This is a genomic window from Stenotrophomonas terrae (genome assembly GCF_039674165.1).
In the GTDB taxonomy this organism is placed as follows: domain Bacteria; phylum Pseudomonadota; class Gammaproteobacteria; order Xanthomonadales; family Xanthomonadaceae; genus Stenotrophomonas; species Stenotrophomonas terrae_A.
In genome coordinates, this window is sequence record NZ_JBDJMY010000003.1 from 106,073 (window position 1) to 123,185 (window position 17,113).

The 17,113-nt window shown below is 62.1% G+C and carries 15 protein-coding genes; 3 read left to right on the top strand and 12 right to left on the bottom strand.

The features are described 5' to 3' along the window. Positions 1–42 precede the first annotated feature (42 nt). Together ABE493_RS02380 and ABE493_RS02385 are read right to left on the bottom strand one after the other, a co-directional pair. Entirely contained in the window at positions 43–1,254 is a 1,212-nt protein-coding gene (locus ABE493_RS02380) for a nuclear transport factor 2 family protein (RefSeq protein WP_346496905.1), read from the bottom strand. A 94-nt stretch (positions 1,255–1,348) separates the two neighbouring features. Beyond that, a complete protein-coding gene (locus tag ABE493_RS02385) occupies positions 1,349–2,392 on the bottom strand; it encodes a helix-turn-helix domain-containing protein (protein ID WP_346496907.1) in 1,044 nt (347 codons plus the stop codon). Positions 2,393–3,028: 636 nt separating this feature from the next. Here ABE493_RS02385 and ABE493_RS02390 point away from each other — a divergent pair. Continuing rightward, on the top strand, positions 3,029–5,644 hold the full coding sequence (locus ABE493_RS02390) for an AAA family ATPase (protein WP_346496909.1): 2,616 nt from the start codon (positions 3,029–3,031) through the stop codon (positions 5,642–5,644). A gap of 249 nt (positions 5,645–5,893) precedes the next feature. Here the strand turns inward: ABE493_RS02390 and xerC are convergent, their stop codons facing one another. Genes xerC through ABE493_RS02420 form a run of 6 tightly spaced genes read right to left on the bottom strand, consistent with a single transcriptional unit; the run spans position 5,894 to position 11,140 of the window. Further along, a complete protein-coding gene (xerC, locus tag ABE493_RS02395) occupies positions 5,894–6,772 on the bottom strand; it encodes a tyrosine recombinase XerC (protein WP_346496911.1) in 879 nt (292 codons plus the stop codon). A gap of 16 nt (positions 6,773–6,788) precedes the next feature. Then, a complete protein-coding gene (locus tag ABE493_RS02400; RefSeq protein ID WP_346496913.1) occupies positions 6,789–7,466 on the bottom strand; it encodes a DUF484 family protein in 678 nt (225 codons plus the stop codon). After that, complete coding sequence (gene dapF / locus ABE493_RS02405; protein ID WP_346496915.1) at positions 7,463–8,314, bottom strand: diaminopimelate epimerase; 852 nt, start codon at positions 8,312–8,314, stop codon at positions 7,463–7,465. The genes ABE493_RS02400 and dapF overlap by 4 nt, the downstream gene beginning before the upstream one ends. Beyond that, positions 8,307–8,552 carry an LPS translocon maturation chaperone LptM gene (gene lptM / locus ABE493_RS02410; protein WP_346496917.1) on the bottom strand — a complete coding sequence of 82 codons (246 nt, stop codon included), beginning with the start codon at positions 8,550–8,552 and terminating at the stop codon, positions 8,307–8,309. Before lptM ends, dapF begins: the two co-directional genes overlap by 8 nt. Before the next feature lie 53 nt (positions 8,553–8,605). Beyond that, positions 8,606–9,013, bottom strand: coding sequence for a YbaN family protein (locus ABE493_RS02415; protein WP_346496919.1), 408 nt, complete (start codon positions 9,011–9,013; stop codon positions 8,606–8,608). 18 nt (positions 9,014–9,031) lie between these two features. Next, positions 9,032–11,140 carry a S9 family peptidase gene (locus tag ABE493_RS02420; RefSeq protein ID WP_346496920.1) on the bottom strand — a complete coding sequence of 703 codons (2,109 nt, stop codon included), beginning with the start codon at positions 11,138–11,140 and terminating at the stop codon, positions 9,032–9,034. Between the two features lie 103 nt (positions 11,141–11,243). Between ABE493_RS02420 and ABE493_RS02425 the strand changes: the two genes are divergently transcribed. Next, entirely contained in the window at positions 11,244–12,452 is a 1,209-nt protein-coding gene (locus ABE493_RS02425; protein WP_346496921.1) for a pyridoxal phosphate-dependent aminotransferase, read from the top strand. Between the two features lie 83 nt (positions 12,453–12,535). Here ABE493_RS02425 and ABE493_RS02430 read toward each other — a convergent pair whose 3' ends face one another. The 3 genes from ABE493_RS02430 to ABE493_RS02440 form a co-directional block, all read right to left on the bottom strand. Further along, on the bottom strand, positions 12,536–12,757 hold the full coding sequence (locus tag ABE493_RS02430) for a hypothetical protein (protein ID WP_346496923.1): 222 nt from the start codon (positions 12,755–12,757) through the stop codon (positions 12,536–12,538). A 156-nt stretch (positions 12,758–12,913) separates the two neighbouring features. After that, positions 12,914–15,013 carry a prolyl oligopeptidase family serine peptidase gene (locus tag ABE493_RS02435; RefSeq protein WP_346496925.1) on the bottom strand — a complete coding sequence of 700 codons (2,100 nt, stop codon included), beginning with the start codon at positions 15,011–15,013 and terminating at the stop codon, positions 12,914–12,916. A gap of 68 nt (positions 15,014–15,081) precedes the next feature. Beyond that, positions 15,082–15,399, bottom strand: coding sequence for a hypothetical protein (locus ABE493_RS02440; protein ID WP_346496927.1), 318 nt, complete (start codon positions 15,397–15,399; stop codon positions 15,082–15,084). A gap of 136 nt (positions 15,400–15,535) precedes the next feature. Between ABE493_RS02440 and ABE493_RS02445 the strand changes: the two genes are divergently transcribed. Next, complete coding sequence (locus tag ABE493_RS02445; protein ID WP_346497003.1) at positions 15,536–16,138, top strand: lipocalin family protein; 603 nt, start codon at positions 15,536–15,538, stop codon at positions 16,136–16,138. Between the two features lie 566 nt (positions 16,139–16,704). Here ABE493_RS02445 and ABE493_RS02450 read toward each other — a convergent pair. After that, positions 16,705–17,052, bottom strand: coding sequence for an SH3 domain-containing protein (locus tag ABE493_RS02450; RefSeq protein ID WP_057627557.1), 348 nt, complete (start codon positions 17,050–17,052; stop codon positions 16,705–16,707). Positions 17,053–17,113 lie beyond the last annotated feature (61 nt).

Genomic DNA, 17,113 nt, shown 5'->3' on the forward strand with positions numbered 1-17,113 from the left:
GCTGCCATCCAGCAGCGGGCAGTCCGACTTCGTTGCAGTTACTCAACCACCAACCTGCGGAGCATTTTGTAGCGCAGCACTATCAGCCTCCAAGCGCTGGATAATCGCAGCCACCACGCCGCGTGTGGATTCCCAGTTCATGCCGGTGATGAGCCGGCCATCAACTTCCACATGCGATGTGCCGCGCGCGCCGTGACTGAACTGGCCTTTGCTTCCACGCAGGCGTTGTTCGATCGAGAACGGGAAGGTCTTGTAATAAGCCGCACTCATATCTTCGTATGCATCGGGGTAGCCGGTGACACGCTTGCCGCTGACCAGTGCGGTGCCGTCGGACAGGATCAGGTTCACCAGCCCTGCACTGCCGTGGCACACCGCCGAGACGATGCCGCCCCGCTGCTCGTAGATGCGCACCGCCAACCATTGCATGCCGGGGTGCTCGGCAACGCCATACATCGCGGCACTGCCGCCGATGTACATCAGCGCGGAATAGTCGCTGGCCGTCACCTCGTCGGGCCGGCGCGTGTTGGCCAGCGCCCACATCATGTCGGCGTCGTAGATGCCGTCTTTGTGTTCGGGGTTGCTGGTGTCGATGTAGGCCAGCGGCACGGCCCCGCCTTCGGGGCTGACGAACTGCACGCCGTAGCCAGCCTCGCGGAAACCGGCATAGGCGCGGACCAGCTCCAGGAAACTGTTGCCGGCGCTCAGGCGGGTGCCGGGCATGGTGTCCACGTTGGACACCGCCAGCACTACCTGGCGGCCATGGGCGGGCGCTGTTTCGCGGGTGGCGGTCTTGCTGATGATCAGCCAGCGCCCTTCCAGCTTCTTCAGCAGGAACAGATCGACGAAGCGCGCCTGATCCCTGCTGATCAGAATCTCCGCCTTGGCGGTGGCGATGTTGCCTTCGACCTCGATGCCGAGCAGGCGACCGACACGGCCATTGAACAGCCCCGGCTCCTTGCCGAACCAGCTGGTGTATTCGGCGATGCCCACCTCGCGCATGCCGTCCGCGCCCTGGCTCAGGTATAGCCGCGCATCAGGATGGAAGGCGCGGCTGAGCCGATCGCGCTGGTTGTACGAACTGCCGTGCAGATAGTCCTGGATGACCGCGGAGATCTCACGCTCATCCGTGACCGGCTCGGCATGCGCAAGCCCACTGAACCACAGCGCCAAGCTGACCATGGCGAACCATCTGACAAGGCGTGCTGGCAACGGTATGACACCGGCAATGGCCGGCTTGGAAGGCATTCCTGACATGAACAAGACTCCGGAGGATGGGTGCCCCGAAGTCTGCAGAATCTCTTTATGAATCAATCTACTGAAGCGCGTTTACGGACTCACCAAACGCGTTTCAAGAGCCAACCAACAAGCGCGACTGGGCCTGCCGCCACGCTGCAGGCGTCGTCCCCTCCACCTTCTTGAAGCTGCTGTAGAAGGTGGACGTGGAAAGGAAGCCGGACGCCTCCGCCACATCGTCCATCGACGCCGACGCCTGTGCGCGCAGCAACTGCTTGGCGGCCTCGATCCTGACCTGCGCCAGGTAGGGCTTGAAGGCGGTCTTGAGGTTGTCGTTGAGCAGCTGCGACAACCGTGCCGTAGGGATGTTGAGACGCTTGGCCAGCTTGGCCAGCGTCAGGCCAGCGTCCTTGTACAGGCCCTCGTCGGCCATCAGCGCATGCAGGGCGCGCAAGGTCGCCTCAGCTTCGCTCGGCGCGATCTTGCGGTCCCGGTAAGGCTCGGCGACCGGAGCGGGCTTACGCCGGGCAAGCGCAACACTGATGCTCAGGTACAGCACCAGCGAGAACGACAGCGCGCCGACGATGTACGACGTCAAGCCGGAGGTGGCATAGGCCAACCAGATCACGCCCACGCCCACGATCACCGAGAGCACATGGCTGCGGCTCAGCGCACCGGGTGCCGTATCGGCGTGACCTTGCTTGCCGCCCCGTAGGAACAGCACCGTTGACACCAGCAGACAGGCCAGCCAAATCACTTGGATGGAGGCCCACACCGGCCCAGCCCACAGGCTGACGTTCTCGGTATAGGGCCAAGCGACACCAAAGGCAGTCGCCAGCACCAGCAGGCCCAAGGCGATAGCCGCATCGTTCCGGGTCCGCCGGCTATCGGGGTCAAGCCAGGCACGCACGAAACCGATCAGGCAGATGCCGATGAAGAAGCAGGCGGTCAGGCCGACCTGCAGAACCAGCTTGGAGATGTCGTGCCAGAAGAAGACCAGCACGGACTTGCCGGTGCGCAGGCTCAGCATCAGCACCAAGGCCGCCAGCCAACGCTGGGCCGGCCTGACGGGTTTTCGGCATAGCAGGTAGACCGACAACGCCGCACCGTTGAAGACGCCCAGGCCGGCGAAGAAGAACAGCAGGTAGGAGGTCAGCATGTATGCGTGGGTGCCGGATGAGAAGCGGAGGGGTCTGATTGGATTCAGCACCCGGAAGTATGTCTGCTTCGGGTTGTGGCGTCATGGGGGCTTGGCAGAAATTAAACCCGGCCTTGAGAGCACCGACGTCATTCGTCGTCCCATCCGGAAGGAACGAAATCTCTAGCACACGCCGACAAAGCGCTGTGTAGAGACGAAGTACGTCGGGAAACCGGTCAACTAAGAGCCCGGCTAATCAGTTGAACTCAAGATCCCGTATAGCGTTCGACACCAGATTCTTAAGCAAAACATCAAAGCCCATCTTCGCACCAGCCTATTGATCAGTCCTTGCTTTCAAGCAACTCAACTATGGTCGCTGTTCTCTCTTGTTGTCAAAATATGTCTACTGCAGCACTTGCCGCACTTGCTGCAGATCGTCTTTCGCGAACAACGACCGCTGCAACAAAGCGAAATTGACACTTTTATTCCCTTTTCCCCGAATCAACCGGTCCTTTTCTTTGGCCCTCGCTCAAACTGAGAACTATGAAAAAACCTGCGACCAACGCCTAGTTGCCACTTGTCGTGACCAACGTCACTATTAAGCCTAAGGCGACGGAGGAATTTCTACCTCACCGCGAAGCACAGAGGATGTGACCGATGGCAAAGAAGGATGAGGCTGTTGTTCCTATGACATTGGAAGCGTGGCTGGACTCCCGGCCCAGTTGGTTAAGAATGGCTGCAGATGGCATGGTAAAAAGTCGGCGCATGCCAACCGACGAGGAGATCAAAGCCCTCGCCGACCATTGTTTGCACGAAGCAGGCAAAACCTTGGGAACAAAGCACCCAGCACTCGCTCCAGGTGTGATTCTTGGAACACCAAGCGCTGATGCATTGCGTATCGATTCGTTGTCCACCATCCAGGGGGTAAACGCCATTGGCACCAACGCCGTCTTGGATCTATCCCAAGGGCAGATGACAGTGGTTTACGGAACCAATGGTTCCGGCAAGTCTGGCTATGCCCGCCTGATGAAACACATTTGCGGCGCTCGAGCAAAAGGGACTATCCACGGTAACGTGTTCGATAGTGCCCCTAAAGCTACGTCCGCGCTGGTGAAAGCTTCTACGTTCAGCTCGATCGACGGAACATCTACAACCAACGACGTCCAGTGGGAAGCGACCTCCGGCCCCCACCCAAAGTTCAACGCCGTGCCAGTATTCGACTCAGCCACTGCAGGAGAACTTGGGGACACCCCCAGCACAGCAACCCACTTGCCACGCGCTATGCGATTTGTCGGCGCGCTTATCAGCATCTCGGATCGAGTCGAGAAACGTTTGGAGGGTCGTGCAGCCCAACTCATCTCCAAGCTCCCAGTAGTTCCTGCAGAGCACGCACAAGCCACAGCAGCGACCTTTCTCAAAAAATTGAAACCCACCCTCGACGAAGAGGCGATCGGCAAAGCTTGCGCCTTTCCAGAGGCCCTGCTTCAGGAACGGCTAGCCCTAGAAACCGCGCTAGCCCAGACCAATCCAGCAGTCGCCCATGCAAAAGCGATCGCCGATCTTGATCGGCTGACCAAACTAGCGGAGAACATGTCCGAACTGGCGGATGGCCTGGACGATGAGAAGGCCGAGGTTCTCGTCACCGCACGCAAAACCGCGACCGAGAAACGGCAGGCTGCCACGGCATACTCGACATCTTTTATCAACGGCATGCCACTAAAGGGCGTCGGGGAAGCAGTGTGGGAAACGCTTTGGGAAGCCGCTAAGGCCTACTCAATAAACTCTGCTTACCCCGATCATGCCCACCCAAATGTAGGAGACGGAGCACGCTGTGTGCTTTGTCAACAACCACTAGAATCGGAAGGAAAACAACGCCTCACAAGCTTTGAGCAGCATCTCAACGCAACCTTGCAGACCGAAGCCAAAGCCGCTGAGGAAACTCTCATCACATTGACGAGTGCGCTCCCAAAGAAGATGAGCGCCCCTGCCTGGCAGTCGCAGTGTGCTGCCGTGGGGCTCGACAGCGTGCAAACCGGATCACTTGCACAAGAGATCGACGCCAGACTAAAGGCCATGAGCAGCGCCATTGATCTAGCGGACATTCCTAAGGCGGCATGGTCCCTTTGGACGGATGCCCATGAACGTACCATGATCGAGACCACGGCCCAGCGCGAAGCATTGGCCGTCCTTTTGGATCCAGCCGGGCGTGCCAAGAAGGAGGCGCGTTTACACGAACTCAAGGCTCAGGAATGGATTTCAGGCCAGATTGATGCAGTGAGAGTGGAAGTGGAGCGCCTCAAGAAGGTGGCAATCATTCAAGCCGCTATCCAGTTGACGGCAACCAGAGCGCTCACCATAAAAAGCAATGAGATCGGCGAAGGTGAGTTGGCCAAGGGTTATTGCGATCGATTCAACGAAGAGCTTCTGGCGCTCGGCGGCAGCAATCTTCCAGTGCGAATGAACCATAAGGCCTCAGGCAAAGGAATTTACAGCTTCTATATCGAGTTGAAGGACGCCACCTCCCCAGCGAAGAACAGGGATATCCTGAGCGAAGGCGAGCAGCGGATCGTGGCACTAGCTGCATTTTTGGCCGACGCGACTGGTGTGGACCGAGGACTTCCAGTCATCTTTGACGACCCAATTTCCTCACTAGACCAGCGCTACGAAGAAGCGGTGGCAAAACGTCTAGTGGACTTGGCTGAACATAGACAGGTAATCGTCTTCACACACCGATTGTCGTTGATGGTCTTGCTTCGAAGCGCAGCGAAGCATAGAACTGATCTCGAGTTGACAGCAGTAGAGGTCAGCGTGGTGTCCATCGGGCGTGACGGCACCAATACGGGCATGCCTGTTTCCATCGACGCGTTTTCACTCAAGCCAAAGTCCGGGTTCAACCAAATGGTCAGCAGTATCGGGGCCATTAAAAAACTCGACGCTTCGCTAAGGGCTATCGCGCTTAAGGCCGCCTGTAGCAATTTCCGAATTCTTGTAGAAAGGTCAGTCGAGGATGAACTGTGCTCCGGCATAATCAACCGCTATCGTCGAGAAATAAAAACCCTCAACGTATTGAAACGCTTGAACGCCGTAACGCCGAATGACTGCGCATTGATCAATGAAATGATGACCAAATACTCGGCGTTCGAACACTCTCAGCCAACGGAAAGCCCTACATGGCTACCGGAGCCAGATGAACTACTGATGGATATTCAATCCATGCTGAACTGGATCAAAGACTTTGATGAACGCGCCAAGAAAGCAGCTACTGCCACCTGATTGATGACGTCCTCGACAGCGCCAACGACGTTTCACGAGCGTATCGATAAATCTAGAAACGTCGCCTTAGTGAAAGCACTCCGTTTGTCGTCAGGAAGGATAAATGACCTAGCTCGAACGTGCTATTGAGCTCACGCAACCATTGCCTCGATCTTTGATCACCTTCCACTCTTTCGCATAATCGCGACCACGCGGTCGCCGCTACCACGAAGATATAAAAGACCAATAAAGAATAGTCCTCAAGCCAACTCAACTTTTCCGCTTCGCCCTAGGATGCGCAGCATCATAAACCTTGGCCAGATGCTGGAAATCCAGATGCGTATAGATCTGCGTGGTTGCGATATCCGCATGCCCCAGCAGTTCCTGCACGCCGCGCAGGTCGCCTGAGGATTCCAGAATATGGCTGGCGAAACTGTGCCGCAGCATATGCGGGTGCACGTTTTTGAACAGCCCTTGGCGTTGCGCCAGTTGCTTGATGCGGATCTGCACGGCGCGTTGGCCGATGGGTCCGCCGCTGCGGCCCGGGAATACCGGTTTCTCGCCGGTGCCACCGCTTTCCTTGCGCCATTCCTGCAATGCATTCATTGCATGCGAGCCGACCGGTACGGTGCGTTCGCGGTTGCCTTTGCCGTGCACCAGCACGATGCCGCTGGCGGTATCGAGGTCGCGCCAGCGCATGGCGCAGAGTTCACTCAGGCGCAGGCCTGAGGAATAGAACAGCTCCAACAGCGCGCGGTCGCGCAGGCCTAGCGGTGCATCGGTGGGCAGCTCGACCAGTTGCACGGCTTCGTCGGCGTCCAGCACCTGCGGCAGTTTGCGCGGCGCCTTGGGCGCACGCAGGCCGGCGGCGGGGCTGGTGTCGATGGCGTTGTTCTTCAGCAACCAGGCGTAGAAGCTGCGGCAGGCCGACAGGCGGCGTTGCAGGCTTTTGGCCGACAGGCCGCGGCGATGCTCGCTGGCGATGAACTCACGCAACTGGTCGCCTTGCAGCGCTTGCGGATCGGCGACTTCGTGCGCATCGCACCATTGGCTGAGCGCGGCGAGGTCTCGCTGGTAGGCGTCCAGCGTATGCGCCGACATGCGGCGCTCGACCTGCAGATAGGACAGGAATGCCTGGACGGCACTCATCGCCGCATCACTCCATTCAAGCGCTGTGGAAGCGCTGCAAACCCGTCACCAGCGACTCGCCCATCATGCGCAGGAACAGCGTGCCCATGCCGGGATAGAAGCGGTTGGGGTCGTAGCTGCCCACGGCGATCAGGCCGACGTCGGGCAACGGCAGCAGCGCAGTGGATGAGACTTCGTTGACGCGCTCGCCGTACAGCACCACGTTCTTCTCCTGCTGCAGGCGGCCGCAGATGGGCTCGCCGTCCTGCAGGCAGTCGTGGAACGCGGCCAGCCGTTGGTCGTCCTTGGCGATGATCTGCAGCCACGGCGCTTCTGCCAGTTCCGGCACGTCATCAAAGCAGACGATGCGCACCAGGTCGCCGGCGAAATCTTCTTCCAGCGAGGCGGCCATAGCTCGCAGGGTGTCGGCGGCGCTGTTCTGGCGCATCAGCGCCAGGGTCAGCTGGTGGGTGCGCACGGCCAGGCGTTCGTTGATCTGCGCATTGGCGCCGAGGTCGGCCAGGCGCCGCGACAGCTCGCGGTTCTTGTCGCGCAGCACTTCCAGCTGGTAGCTGGCCAGCGAGGCGGTGGGGCCGTCGTCGCGCGGCACCACCATGGTCAGCGCCAGATCGGGGAACTGCTTGAGGAAGCTCGGATGACGCCGCAGCCAGGCTGCGACTTCATGGGCACCGATTTTCTCGACTGTGTCGTTCATCCCATCCACTCTCCGTCGAATACGAATGCTGCCGGGCCGGACATCACGATCTCGGCATCATCTGCCGGCCATTGGATACGCAGGTCGCCACCGGGCAGGGAAATCAGTGCATCGCGCTGCAGGCGGCCACGCTGCATCAGCACGACCGCGGCCGCGCAGGCACCGCTACCGCAGGCCAGGGTTTCACCGACACCGCGCTCGTACACGCGCAGGCGGGCGTGGCCGGCATCCATCACCTGGGCGAAACCGACATTCACCGATTCCGGGAAGAACGGGTTCTGCTGCAGCAAGGGCCCTACCCGCTCCACCGGAGCGGCGTCGACCGAGCCGACTTCCAGCACGGCATGCGGGTTGCCCATCGACACGGCGCCGAAGCGCACGTTCTCGCCCTGCAGCGAGGTCATGTATTCCTCACGCGCGCGTGGGAAGCCAAGCAACGGAATCTGCGCCGGCTCGAACTCGGGCTTGCCCATGGCCACGGCGAATTCGCCATTGGCCAGGCGCTGCACGGCGTGCGTACGGGTGGGGCTGTCGATGATGAAATCATCGCCCTGCACTGCGCCGTCGCGCACCAGCCAGGCGGCCACGCAGCGCGCGCCGTTGCCGCATTGCTGCGAGGTGGAGCCGTCTGAATTCCAGATGCGGTAGGACGCCACCGCGCCTTCGCTGCGCGGCGGCTCGATGGTCAGGATCTGGTCACAGCCCACGCCGCGATGGCGGTCGGCCAGCAGTGCGGCCTGGGCCGCATCCGGTGGCGCGCTGCCATCACGCAGGTCCAACACCACGAAATCATTGCCGGCGCCGTGCATCTTGCTGAAGTGCAGGCGCCCTGTTGCCGACTTACTCATTGACGCCATCACCACCGGTTGCATCGTCCAGGGCTTCGTCGGCCTTCTTGTCGGCAGCCGGGTCCTTCTTGTCGGTGGCCGGATCGGCAGCGGGCTGCTCGTCCGGGGTAACTTCCTGTTCCTCGATCGGCACCGGCTTCTGCGGCATCACCAAGGGGCCCTTGTTGCCGCAGGCACTGAGGCCCAGCAGCACGAAGGCCGCCGGGATGAGAATCAGGAAACGGGACGTCTTGTTCATGCCCCGGAGTATAGCCACTGGACCACCAAGTCCGAACCGCGCGCGTGCGCCGTTCAGCGTTCGCCCGGCGGCAGGGGCCGCAGCCACAGCCACAGGCAGACGCAGGCCATGATGCTGATGGAGGTCCATTTCACCCAGGCCAGCGGCACGCACCACAGGGTGATCAGGGCGCAGGCCAGCATGGTCAGGCTGGCCATCCACTTGCCCTTGCGGCTTACCGCGCCGTGCGCCTGCCAGTCGCGGATGGCCGGGCCGAAGCGCGGGTGGTCCAGCAGCCAGCGGTGCAGCCGCTCGGAGCCATGCGAGGCCGCCCAGGCCGAAATCAGCACGAACACGGTGGTGGGCAGGCCGGGCACGAAAATACCGACGATGCCCACCCCCAGGCTCACATAGGCCAGCAGCCACCACGCCCAGCGCAGGCGCGGCGGGCGTGGTTGGCGGGGCGGTGGCGTCTCAGGCATGACCACAACCCTGCTGCATCAATCGGCCAGGCCCAGCTGCCACAGCACGAAGGCGAAGGACTCGGCCTGTTCCTTGTAACGCTGGAAGCGACCGGACTTGCCGCCGTGGCCGGCTTCCATGTTGGTGCGGAACACGATGGGCGCGGTGCCCGTATTGACGTCACGCAGCTTGGCTACCCACTTTGCCGGTTCCCAGTACTGCACCTGCGAATCCCACAGGCCGGTACCTACGAACAACGACGGGTAAGCCTGAGCGGTGACGTTGTCGTACGGCGAGTACTTGAGCATGTAGTCGTAGTAAGGCTTCTGCTCCGGGTTACCCCACTCGTCGTACTCGTTGGTGGTCAGCGGAATGCTGGCATCGAGCATGGTGGTGACCACGTCGACGAACGGCACCTGCGCCACCATCACCCGGTAGTCGCCCGGCGCCTGGTTGGCCACGGCGCCCATCAGCAGGCCGCCGGCGCTGCCACCCGAGGCCGCAACGCGGTCCTTGGCGGCATAGCCCTGTGCCACCAGCGCGCGGGTCACGTCGACGAAGTCGTTGAAGGTGTTCTGTTTGTGCAGCAGCTTGCCGTTGTCATACCAGCTGCGGCCCATCTCCTCGCCACCGCGGATATGCGCGATGGCGTAGACCACGCCCCGGTCCAGCAGGCTCACCACGCTCTGGTTGAAGCCCGGGTCCATCGACATGCCGTAGCTGCCATAGGCGTACTGGTACAGGGCGGCGGTGCCGTCCTTCTTGAAGCCCTTCTTGTAGACCAGCGACACCGGAATACGGGCGCCGTCACGGGCGGTGACCCAGACGCGCTCGGTTTCATACTTGCTCGGGTCGTAACCGATCACCGGCTGCTGCTTGAGCAGGCGGCGCTCACCGGTCTTGACGTTGAGTTCGTAGGTGGTGGCCGGCGTGGTCAGCGAGGTGTAGGTGTAACGCAGCCATTCGGTTTCGGGTTCGGCATTGACCGACAAGCCCATCGAGTAGGCCGGCTCATCGGCCTTGACGAACTCGCTGCGGCCGTCCGCAAACAGCAGGCGCACGCGCTCCAGCGCTTCGGCGCGCTCGGCGATGGCGGTATAGCCGTCGAACAGCTCAAAGCCTTCAATCAGCACCTGCGGATCGTGCTTCACCCAGTCCTGCCACTGCTTGCGGCTGGTGGCGCCTTCCGGGGCGGTAACCAGCTTGAAGTTGGTGGCGCCATCGGCATTGGTGCGGATCACCCACTGGCCGTTGTAGTGGTCGGCGTCGTATTCCACGTCGCGCTCGCGCTTTGCCAGCACGGTGAACTCGCCCGGGTTGGCGGCCGAGGTGTAACGCAGCTCGGAGGACACAGTGCTGTCCACGCCGATGGTGATGAAACGGTCGTCGCGGGTGCGGCCGATGCCCATGTAGAAGCTGTCGTCCTTCTCCTCGTAGACCAGCACATCGGCGCTGACCGGGGTGCCCAGCACGTGCTTCTTGACGCGGACGGTGAGCAGGGTTTCCGGATCGTTTTCGACGTAAAACAGCGTGCGGTTGTCATCGGCCCAGACCACATTGGCCGACACGCCTTCGATCACGTCGTCCAGCATCTTGCCGGTGCCCAGGTCCTTGATGCGGATGGTGTACTGGCGGCGGCCAACGGCGTCTTCGGCGAAGGCCAGCAACTGGTTGTCGCGGCTGATGTCCATGTCGTCGATGCCAAAGTAACCCTTGCCTTCGGCCAGCACGTTCAGATCCAGCAGCACTTCTTCCGGTGCCTGCATATCGCCCTTGCGGCGGGCGTGGATGGGGTAGTCCTTGCCGGTTTCGTAGCGGGTGTAATACCAGTAGCCGCGCTCACGGTACGGCACGCTGGCATCGTCCTGCTTGATGCGGCCGACGATCTCGGCGTAGAGCTTGTCCTGCAGCGGCTTGAGCGGCGCCATCAGCGCATCGGTATAGGCGTTTTCGGCGTTGAGGTAGGCCAGCATCGCCGGCTCCTTGCGCGCGTCGTCACGCAGCCAGTAATAGTCGTCCTCGCGCTGTGCACCGAACGGTGCGGTCACCGTGTGCGGGCGCTTTTCAACATCCGGCGGGGTGGGCTGGGAAGCGGCGGCGGTATTGATCATCAGGCTTGCAACCAACAGGCAAAGAAAGGGTTTCATCAGGTTCGCTCCGGAACAGCGGTGGTGCATCCAGTGCAACAGCGCACAGTGTGCCATGCCCGGCGCTTGCGCCGTTGCCATCAACGCCGCCTATCATGCAGGCATGAACACGCCCCACGCCCCGCAAGCCCCCTATAGCCGCCGCAGTCAGGAGATCGCGCCCTTCCACGTCATGTCGTTGCTGGCCCGTGCCAACGCACTGGAGCAGCAGGGCCACGACGTGATCCACCTGGAGATCGGCGAACCCGATTTCACCACCGCCGAACCCATCATCCGTGCCGGCCAGGCTGCGCTGGCCGCCGGGCACACCCGCTATACCGCCGCACGCGGCCTGCCCGCCCTGCGCCAGGCCATCGCCGGCTTCTACGGCCAGCGCTACGGTCTGGATATCGACCCGGAACGCATCCTGGTAACCCCCGGCGGCTCCGGCGCCCTGCTGCTGGCCTCCAGCCTGCTGGTCGACCCGGGCAAGCACTGGCTGCTGGCCGACCCCGGCTACCCCTGCAACCGGCATTTCCTGCGCTTGGTGGAAGGCGCGGCACAGCTGGTGCCGGTGGGGCCGGACAGTGGCTACCAGCTGACCCCGGAATCGATTGCGGCCAACTGGAATTCGGCCAGTGTGGGGGCGCTGGTGGCGTCGCCTGCCAACCCGACTGGTACCACGCTGGATGCCGGGCAGTTGGCTGGCTTGTCGACGGCGTTGAAGGAACACGGTGGGCACCTGGTGGTGGATGAGATCTACCACGGGCTGACCTATGGCTTTGATGCACCCAGCGTGCTGGAAGTGGATGACGAAGCGTTCGTGTTGAACAGCTTCTCCAAATACTTCGGCATGACAGGTTGGCGCCTTGGCTGGCTGGTGGCGCCGCCGCGTGCGGTGCCCGAGTTGGAGAAGCTTGCGCAGAACCTGTACATCAGCGCGCCGTCGATGGCGCAGCATGCTGCCTTGGCGTGTTTCGAGCCCGAAACGATTGCCATCTTCGAGCAGCGGCGGGAGCAGTTCCAGCAGCGGCGGGATTATCTGTTGCCGGCGTTGCGTGCGCTTGGGTTCCGGATTGATGTGGAGCCGCAGGGTGCGTTCTATCTGTACTGCGATGTGAGTGCGTTCACCGATGACGCGCAGGCGTTCTGTGCGCACTTTCTGGAGACCGAGCATGTGGCGTTTACGCCGGGCTTGGATTTTGGGAACTACCGCGCCAACCAGCATGTACGGATTGCCTATACGCAGGATGTTGGGCGTTTGCAGGAGGCGGTGGCGCGGATTGGGCGGGGTTGGAGAGCTGGCTGGCTGGGAAAGTTGGCTGAGAGCTGAGAGCTGAAAGCTGAAAGCTAAAGGCACCCCTCCCCAGCCCTCCCCTTCGCCTGCGGCGAAAGGGAGGGAGCAGAAGCAACGCCTCAAGCGGCAATGAGGGGGGCTTTGGCTTTGGCTTTGGCTTTGGCTTTGGCTTTGGCTTTGGCTTTGTCTTTGGCTTTGGCTTCGGCTTCGGCTTCGGCTTTGGCTTCGGCCTCGGTTTTGATCTTGGCTTGGGTTGTTCCTTCTCCCGCTTGCGGGGGAAGGTGCCCGGAGGGCGGATGGGGGGGCGCTTTTGAGCTTTTGAAATTCCTACCGCAATTCACTAACTAGACTCCGCCCTGCCCTCACCCCAACCCCTCTCCCGCAGGCGGGAGAGGGGCTTAAGCCGAAGCAAAGCAAAGCGGAGCAAAAACAAACGCCACCTTTCGGTGGCGTTTGTTTTGCATCACTTCAAAACGAAAACAACTTCAAACCAAGCATCACTTCTTGCTCAGCTGCTCCCACAGGAAGCTGTAAGCCAGTGCCGACATATGCGCAGCCTGCGCATTGTTTGCCGCGCCACCGTGGCCGCCTTCGATGTTCTCGTAGTAGGTCACGTCCTTGCCTGCGTCGATCATCTTGGCCGCCATCTTGCGGGCGTGACCCGGGTGCACGCGGTCATCGCGGGTGGAGGTGGTGAACAGCACCGGCGGGTAGTTCTTGGCCGGGTCGAACAGGTGGTAAGGCGAGAAGGTCTTGATGAATTCCCAATCGGCCGTGTCCGGGTTGCCGTACTCGGCCATCCACGAGGCACCAGCCAACAGATGGCTGTAGCGCTTCATGTCCAGCAGCGGTACCTGCACCACCACTGCGCCAAACAGCTCCGGGTACTGGGTGAGCATGTTGCCGGTCAGCAGACCGCCGTTGCTGCCGCCCTGCACGCCCAGGTGCTTGGCCGAGGTGATGTTGCGGCTGACCAGATCCTGCGCCACCGCTGCCATATCCTCATACGCCTTGTGACGGTTCTGCTTCAGCGCCGCCTGGTGCCAGCGCGGGCCGTACTCGCCACCGCCACGGATGTTGGCAACGACATACACGCCGCCCTTGTCCAACCAGGCGCGACCCATGCCGCCGGAATAACCCGGGGTCAGCGAGATTTCAAAGCCACCGTAGCCGTACAGCAGGGTCGGGTTGGAGCCGTCCAGCTTCATCGCCTTGTCGTGCACCACGAAGTAGGGCACGCGGGTGCCGTCCTTGCTGGTGGCGAAGTGCTGCTCGATCACCTTGTCGCTGGCGTCGAAGAACGCCGGCATGGTCTTGAGCACTTCCGGCTGCTTGCCGATTTCGGCCAGTGCCAACGTGGTCGGGGTCAGGTAGTCGGTGACGGTCATCCACACCGCGTCGCTTTCATCCGCGTCCACCGCGCCAACACCAATCGTGCCGAAAGCCGGTGCACCGGTGAAATCGCTGGAAACCCAACCATCCTTGCCATGGGTCAGTACTTTCAGGCGATTCTTGACGTCGTCCAGCACGTTCAACACCACGTGCGACTTGGTCCAGGTGGTGCCGGCCAGCGAAGTGGTCTCGGTGGGGGCGAACAGCACGTCGAACTCGCGCTTGCCGGCCATGAAGTCATCAAACTTCGTTGCCAGCAGCGAGCCGGCAGCGTAGGTCTTGCCACCTACAGTCCACGGCTCACGCAGTTCCAGGGTCAGCCATTCGCGGCGCACGCCCTTTTCGGCCGAGTTCGGCGCGTCGACCTTGGTCAACTTGCCATCGGCGCCGATAAGGAACAGTTCGTTGTTGTAGAACGCAATCGTGCGGCTGACGAAGTTGCGCTCGAAGCCCGGCGTGTCGTCATGCATCGCCGCGATGTACATGTCTTCCGGCTTGCCCTCATACACCGGGGTAGCGGCGGTGATCGGGGTGCCGCGCTGCCAGCGCTTGACCACGCGCGGGTAACCGGAGGTGGTCATCGAGCCCGGCCCGAAGTCGGTGTAGACGAAGACGTTGTCCTGGTCGATCCAGCCCAGGCCGCCCTTGGCCTCGGCGCGGAAGAAACCGTCCTTGATCCAATCCTTCCTGGAAATGTCGAACTCGCGGGTGACATCGGCGTCAGCGCCGCCGCGCGACAGCGCGATCAGGCAGCGGTTGTATTCCGGGCGCAGGCAGTTGGCGCCATGCCATACCCAGTTCTCACCCTCGGCCTTGTTCAGCGCGTCCAGGTCCAGCACGGTTTCCCACAGCGGCTCGGCCTTGCGGTATTCCACCAGGGTGGTACGGCGCCACACGCCGCGCTCGTGCTGCTTGTCCTTCCAGAAGTTGTAGTAATAGTCGCCAATCTTCTCCACACCCGGGATCTTGGCGTCCGAATCCAGTACCTCGCGGATGCCGGATTCCATCGCCTTGAACTGTGGGGTCACAGCCAGGCGGCCTTCGGACTTGGCGTTCTGCTCCTTCACCCAGCCCAGCTGTTTGTCGCCGGTGACGTCTTCCAGCCAGGCGTACTTGTCCTGGGAATCGTCAGCGGCCATGGCGGCCCCGGCCAGGCCGGAAGAAAGCAGACCTGCCACAAGGCAGGCGGAGGTGAGTCGAGACATGTTGGCTCCATGCGGTCATAAGCCGCGAACGCTAGCACAGGCCCTGCCCCGCCCCCACGTGTCGAAGGTCAGGCCGCCTGTGGCAGACGGCGCCGGGCCGGCGGGCGGCCACGGGTAGCCTGCGGGCCGCGCTTACGCGGCTTGGCGTGGCGGTTCCGCCAAGCTGCGGGTAGGCGAAAGCGGTACAGCGCCCACCACGCGGACAGCGGCATCCCCAGCAGCCACAGCGGCAACCAGCCGATCCACTGGCTGTGGCCGCGGGCCGCCGGCCACACCAGCACCAGCGCCAGACCGGCCAGCGCCGCCTGCCTGACGCAGCGCAGCACGCGCGGATCAGGCGCTTCTGGCGCGTTACGACGGGATGACGATGCAAGCGGCTTGGTCATGACGTTCTCCGGCAACATGGCTGTGTTGGAGTGCATCCTCGGCGGCCGCCATCTCACAGACTGCGACCTGCCATTGACGCGCCCATCGCTGCCCGTCGAACATGCTGCCCTGACCTTCACTGGTGCCCTGCCCGCAATGCGACCCATTCCCGTTTTCCTGTCTGTCATGTTGTTGAGCCTTGCCCTGCCGCTGATCCCGGCCCACGCGCAGGAGGCTGCCCCGACGGCAACGACGGTGGAGGAAGGAATCGCCGAGGGCCCGATTGACCTGCAGCGCTTCATGGGCCGCTGGTATGTGATTGGCCGCGTGCCCAACTTCGTCGAGCGCGGCCATGTGGCCAGCGTCAACACCTATACCTTGCGCGACGACAACAAGGTCGCCATCCACTACCAGTTCCGCGAAGGCTTCGCCGAGCCGGAAGAGGAAATAGATATCCGCGCCAAGGTTGACGAAGACAGCGGCAACCGCCGCTGGCGCACCTGGTTCTACCGCGTGGTGCCCACCCACACCCGCATCCTGGAAGTGGCGCCGGATTATTCCTGGGCATTGATTGGCTACCCAGGCCGCGAAATGGCGTGGATCTTCGCCCGCGAGCCGGACATGGACAACGCCACCTACCGCCAGCTGGCCACCCGTCTGCGCGACAAGTACGACGTCAACACCGACAAGCTCAAGCGCGTGCCGCAGCATCCACAGCAGGTGGACAAGCTGGGCTTTGAAGTGCCGAACAAGAAGTAAAAGGCTGCTCATGTAGTGCCGAGCCATGCTCGGCAAGGGGCTTTCCCCGCTGCCAATTCGGATGTGGGACCTGTGGGAGCGGCGTAAGCCACGAAGCTGGCATTCCGGCAGCCCAGCGAAGAGCCAACCCCTCCCCAACCCTCCCCTACGCCTTCGGCGCAAGGGAGGGGGCAAAACCGTAGTGCCGAGCCATGCTCGGCAGGCTTTACCGATAACGCCCCAGCCGAGCATGGCTCGGCTCTACAGGTGCAGCTTCAGGGCCGGCGTGATCACGCTGTTGTAGGAGCGGCGTAAGCCGCGAAACTGGGGGAAAACGACGGCTACACAGCCAAACCCAGAGCCCCCCATCCGCCCTGCGGGCACCTTCCCCCGCAAGCGGGAGAAGGGACGAGGTTTGCTGTAATCCCAAAGTTTCGCTGCAGTCTCGCCGGACAGGTAACGCCCGAGCCGAGCATGGCTTGGCTCTACTTGGATTGTGTGTGATGCCCCAGCCGAGCATGGCTCGGCTCTACCTGGATTATGCATAACGCTTCTGCCGAGCATGGCTCGGCTCTACAGGTGCGGGGTCAACCGCCGGGCTTGGCGGTTTCTATCACCACGCCCATCTGCTTGCCGGCTTCGGCCAGCCTGACCTTCTTGCCGTCGCTGCGGGCAATCAGATAGTCGGCCGCTACCCAGCCACTCTTGCCATCGGCGCGCACGTTGCACCATTGCAGATCGGCCAGGCAGCGCTGCACTTCCACCGTGGTACCTACCGGCAGCACCGCCAAGCGCTCGGCGCGCTGGTCCGGTGCGCTGCGTAGGTTCAAGCCATTGCTGACCTGGGCGGCGGGCTCATTGATGCGCGGTTGGAACCACAGAACCGCGCCGATGATGGCCGCGCAGGCTGCGACGCGGGTGATTAGCCGGGGCATGTCGTATAGATCGGGGAATACGTGCCCCCAAGCTTGATCCTCATCGCCCCGGCTGACCAGC

Coding starts and splice junctions, on each gene's coding strand:
- ABE493_RS02380 (WP_346496905.1), bottom strand. CDS start 1,254: ATGTCAGGAATGCCTTCCAAGCCGGCCATTGCCGGTGTCATACCGTTG.
- ABE493_RS02385 (WP_346496907.1), bottom strand. CDS start 2,392: ATGCTGACCTCCTACCTGCTGTTCTTCTTCGCCGGCCTGGGCGTCTTC.
- ABE493_RS02390 (WP_346496909.1), top strand. CDS start 3,029: ATGGCAAAGAAGGATGAGGCTGTTGTTCCTATGACATTGGAAGCGTGG.
- xerC (WP_346496911.1), bottom strand. CDS start 6,772: ATGAGTGCCGTCCAGGCATTCCTGTCCTATCTGCAGGTCGAGCGCCGC.
- ABE493_RS02400 (WP_346496913.1), bottom strand. CDS start 7,466: ATGAACGACACAGTCGAGAAAATCGGTGCCCATGAAGTCGCAGCCTGG.
- dapF (WP_346496915.1), bottom strand. CDS start 8,314: ATGAGTAAGTCGGCAACAGGGCGCCTGCACTTCAGCAAGATGCACGGC.
- lptM (WP_346496917.1), bottom strand. CDS start 8,552: ATGAACAAGACGTCCCGTTTCCTGATTCTCATCCCGGCGGCCTTCGTG.
- ABE493_RS02415 (WP_346496919.1), bottom strand. CDS start 9,013: ATGCCTGAGACGCCACCGCCCCGCCAACCACGCCCGCCGCGCCTGCGC.
- ABE493_RS02420 (WP_346496920.1), bottom strand. CDS start 11,140: ATGAAACCCTTTCTTTGCCTGTTGGTTGCAAGCCTGATGATCAATACC.
- ABE493_RS02425 (WP_346496921.1), top strand. CDS start 11,244: ATGAACACGCCCCACGCCCCGCAAGCCCCCTATAGCCGCCGCAGTCAG.
- ABE493_RS02435 (WP_346496925.1), bottom strand. CDS start 15,013: ATGTCTCGACTCACCTCCGCCTGCCTTGTGGCAGGTCTGCTTTCTTCC.
- ABE493_RS02440 (WP_346496927.1), bottom strand. CDS start 15,399: ATGACCAAGCCGCTTGCATCGTCATCCCGTCGTAACGCGCCAGAAGCG.
- ABE493_RS02445 (WP_346497003.1), top strand. CDS start 15,536: ATGCGACCCATTCCCGTTTTCCTGTCTGTCATGTTGTTGAGCCTTGCC.
- ABE493_RS02450 (WP_057627557.1), bottom strand. CDS start 17,052: ATGCCCCGGCTAATCACCCGCGTCGCAGCCTGCGCGGCCATCATCGGC.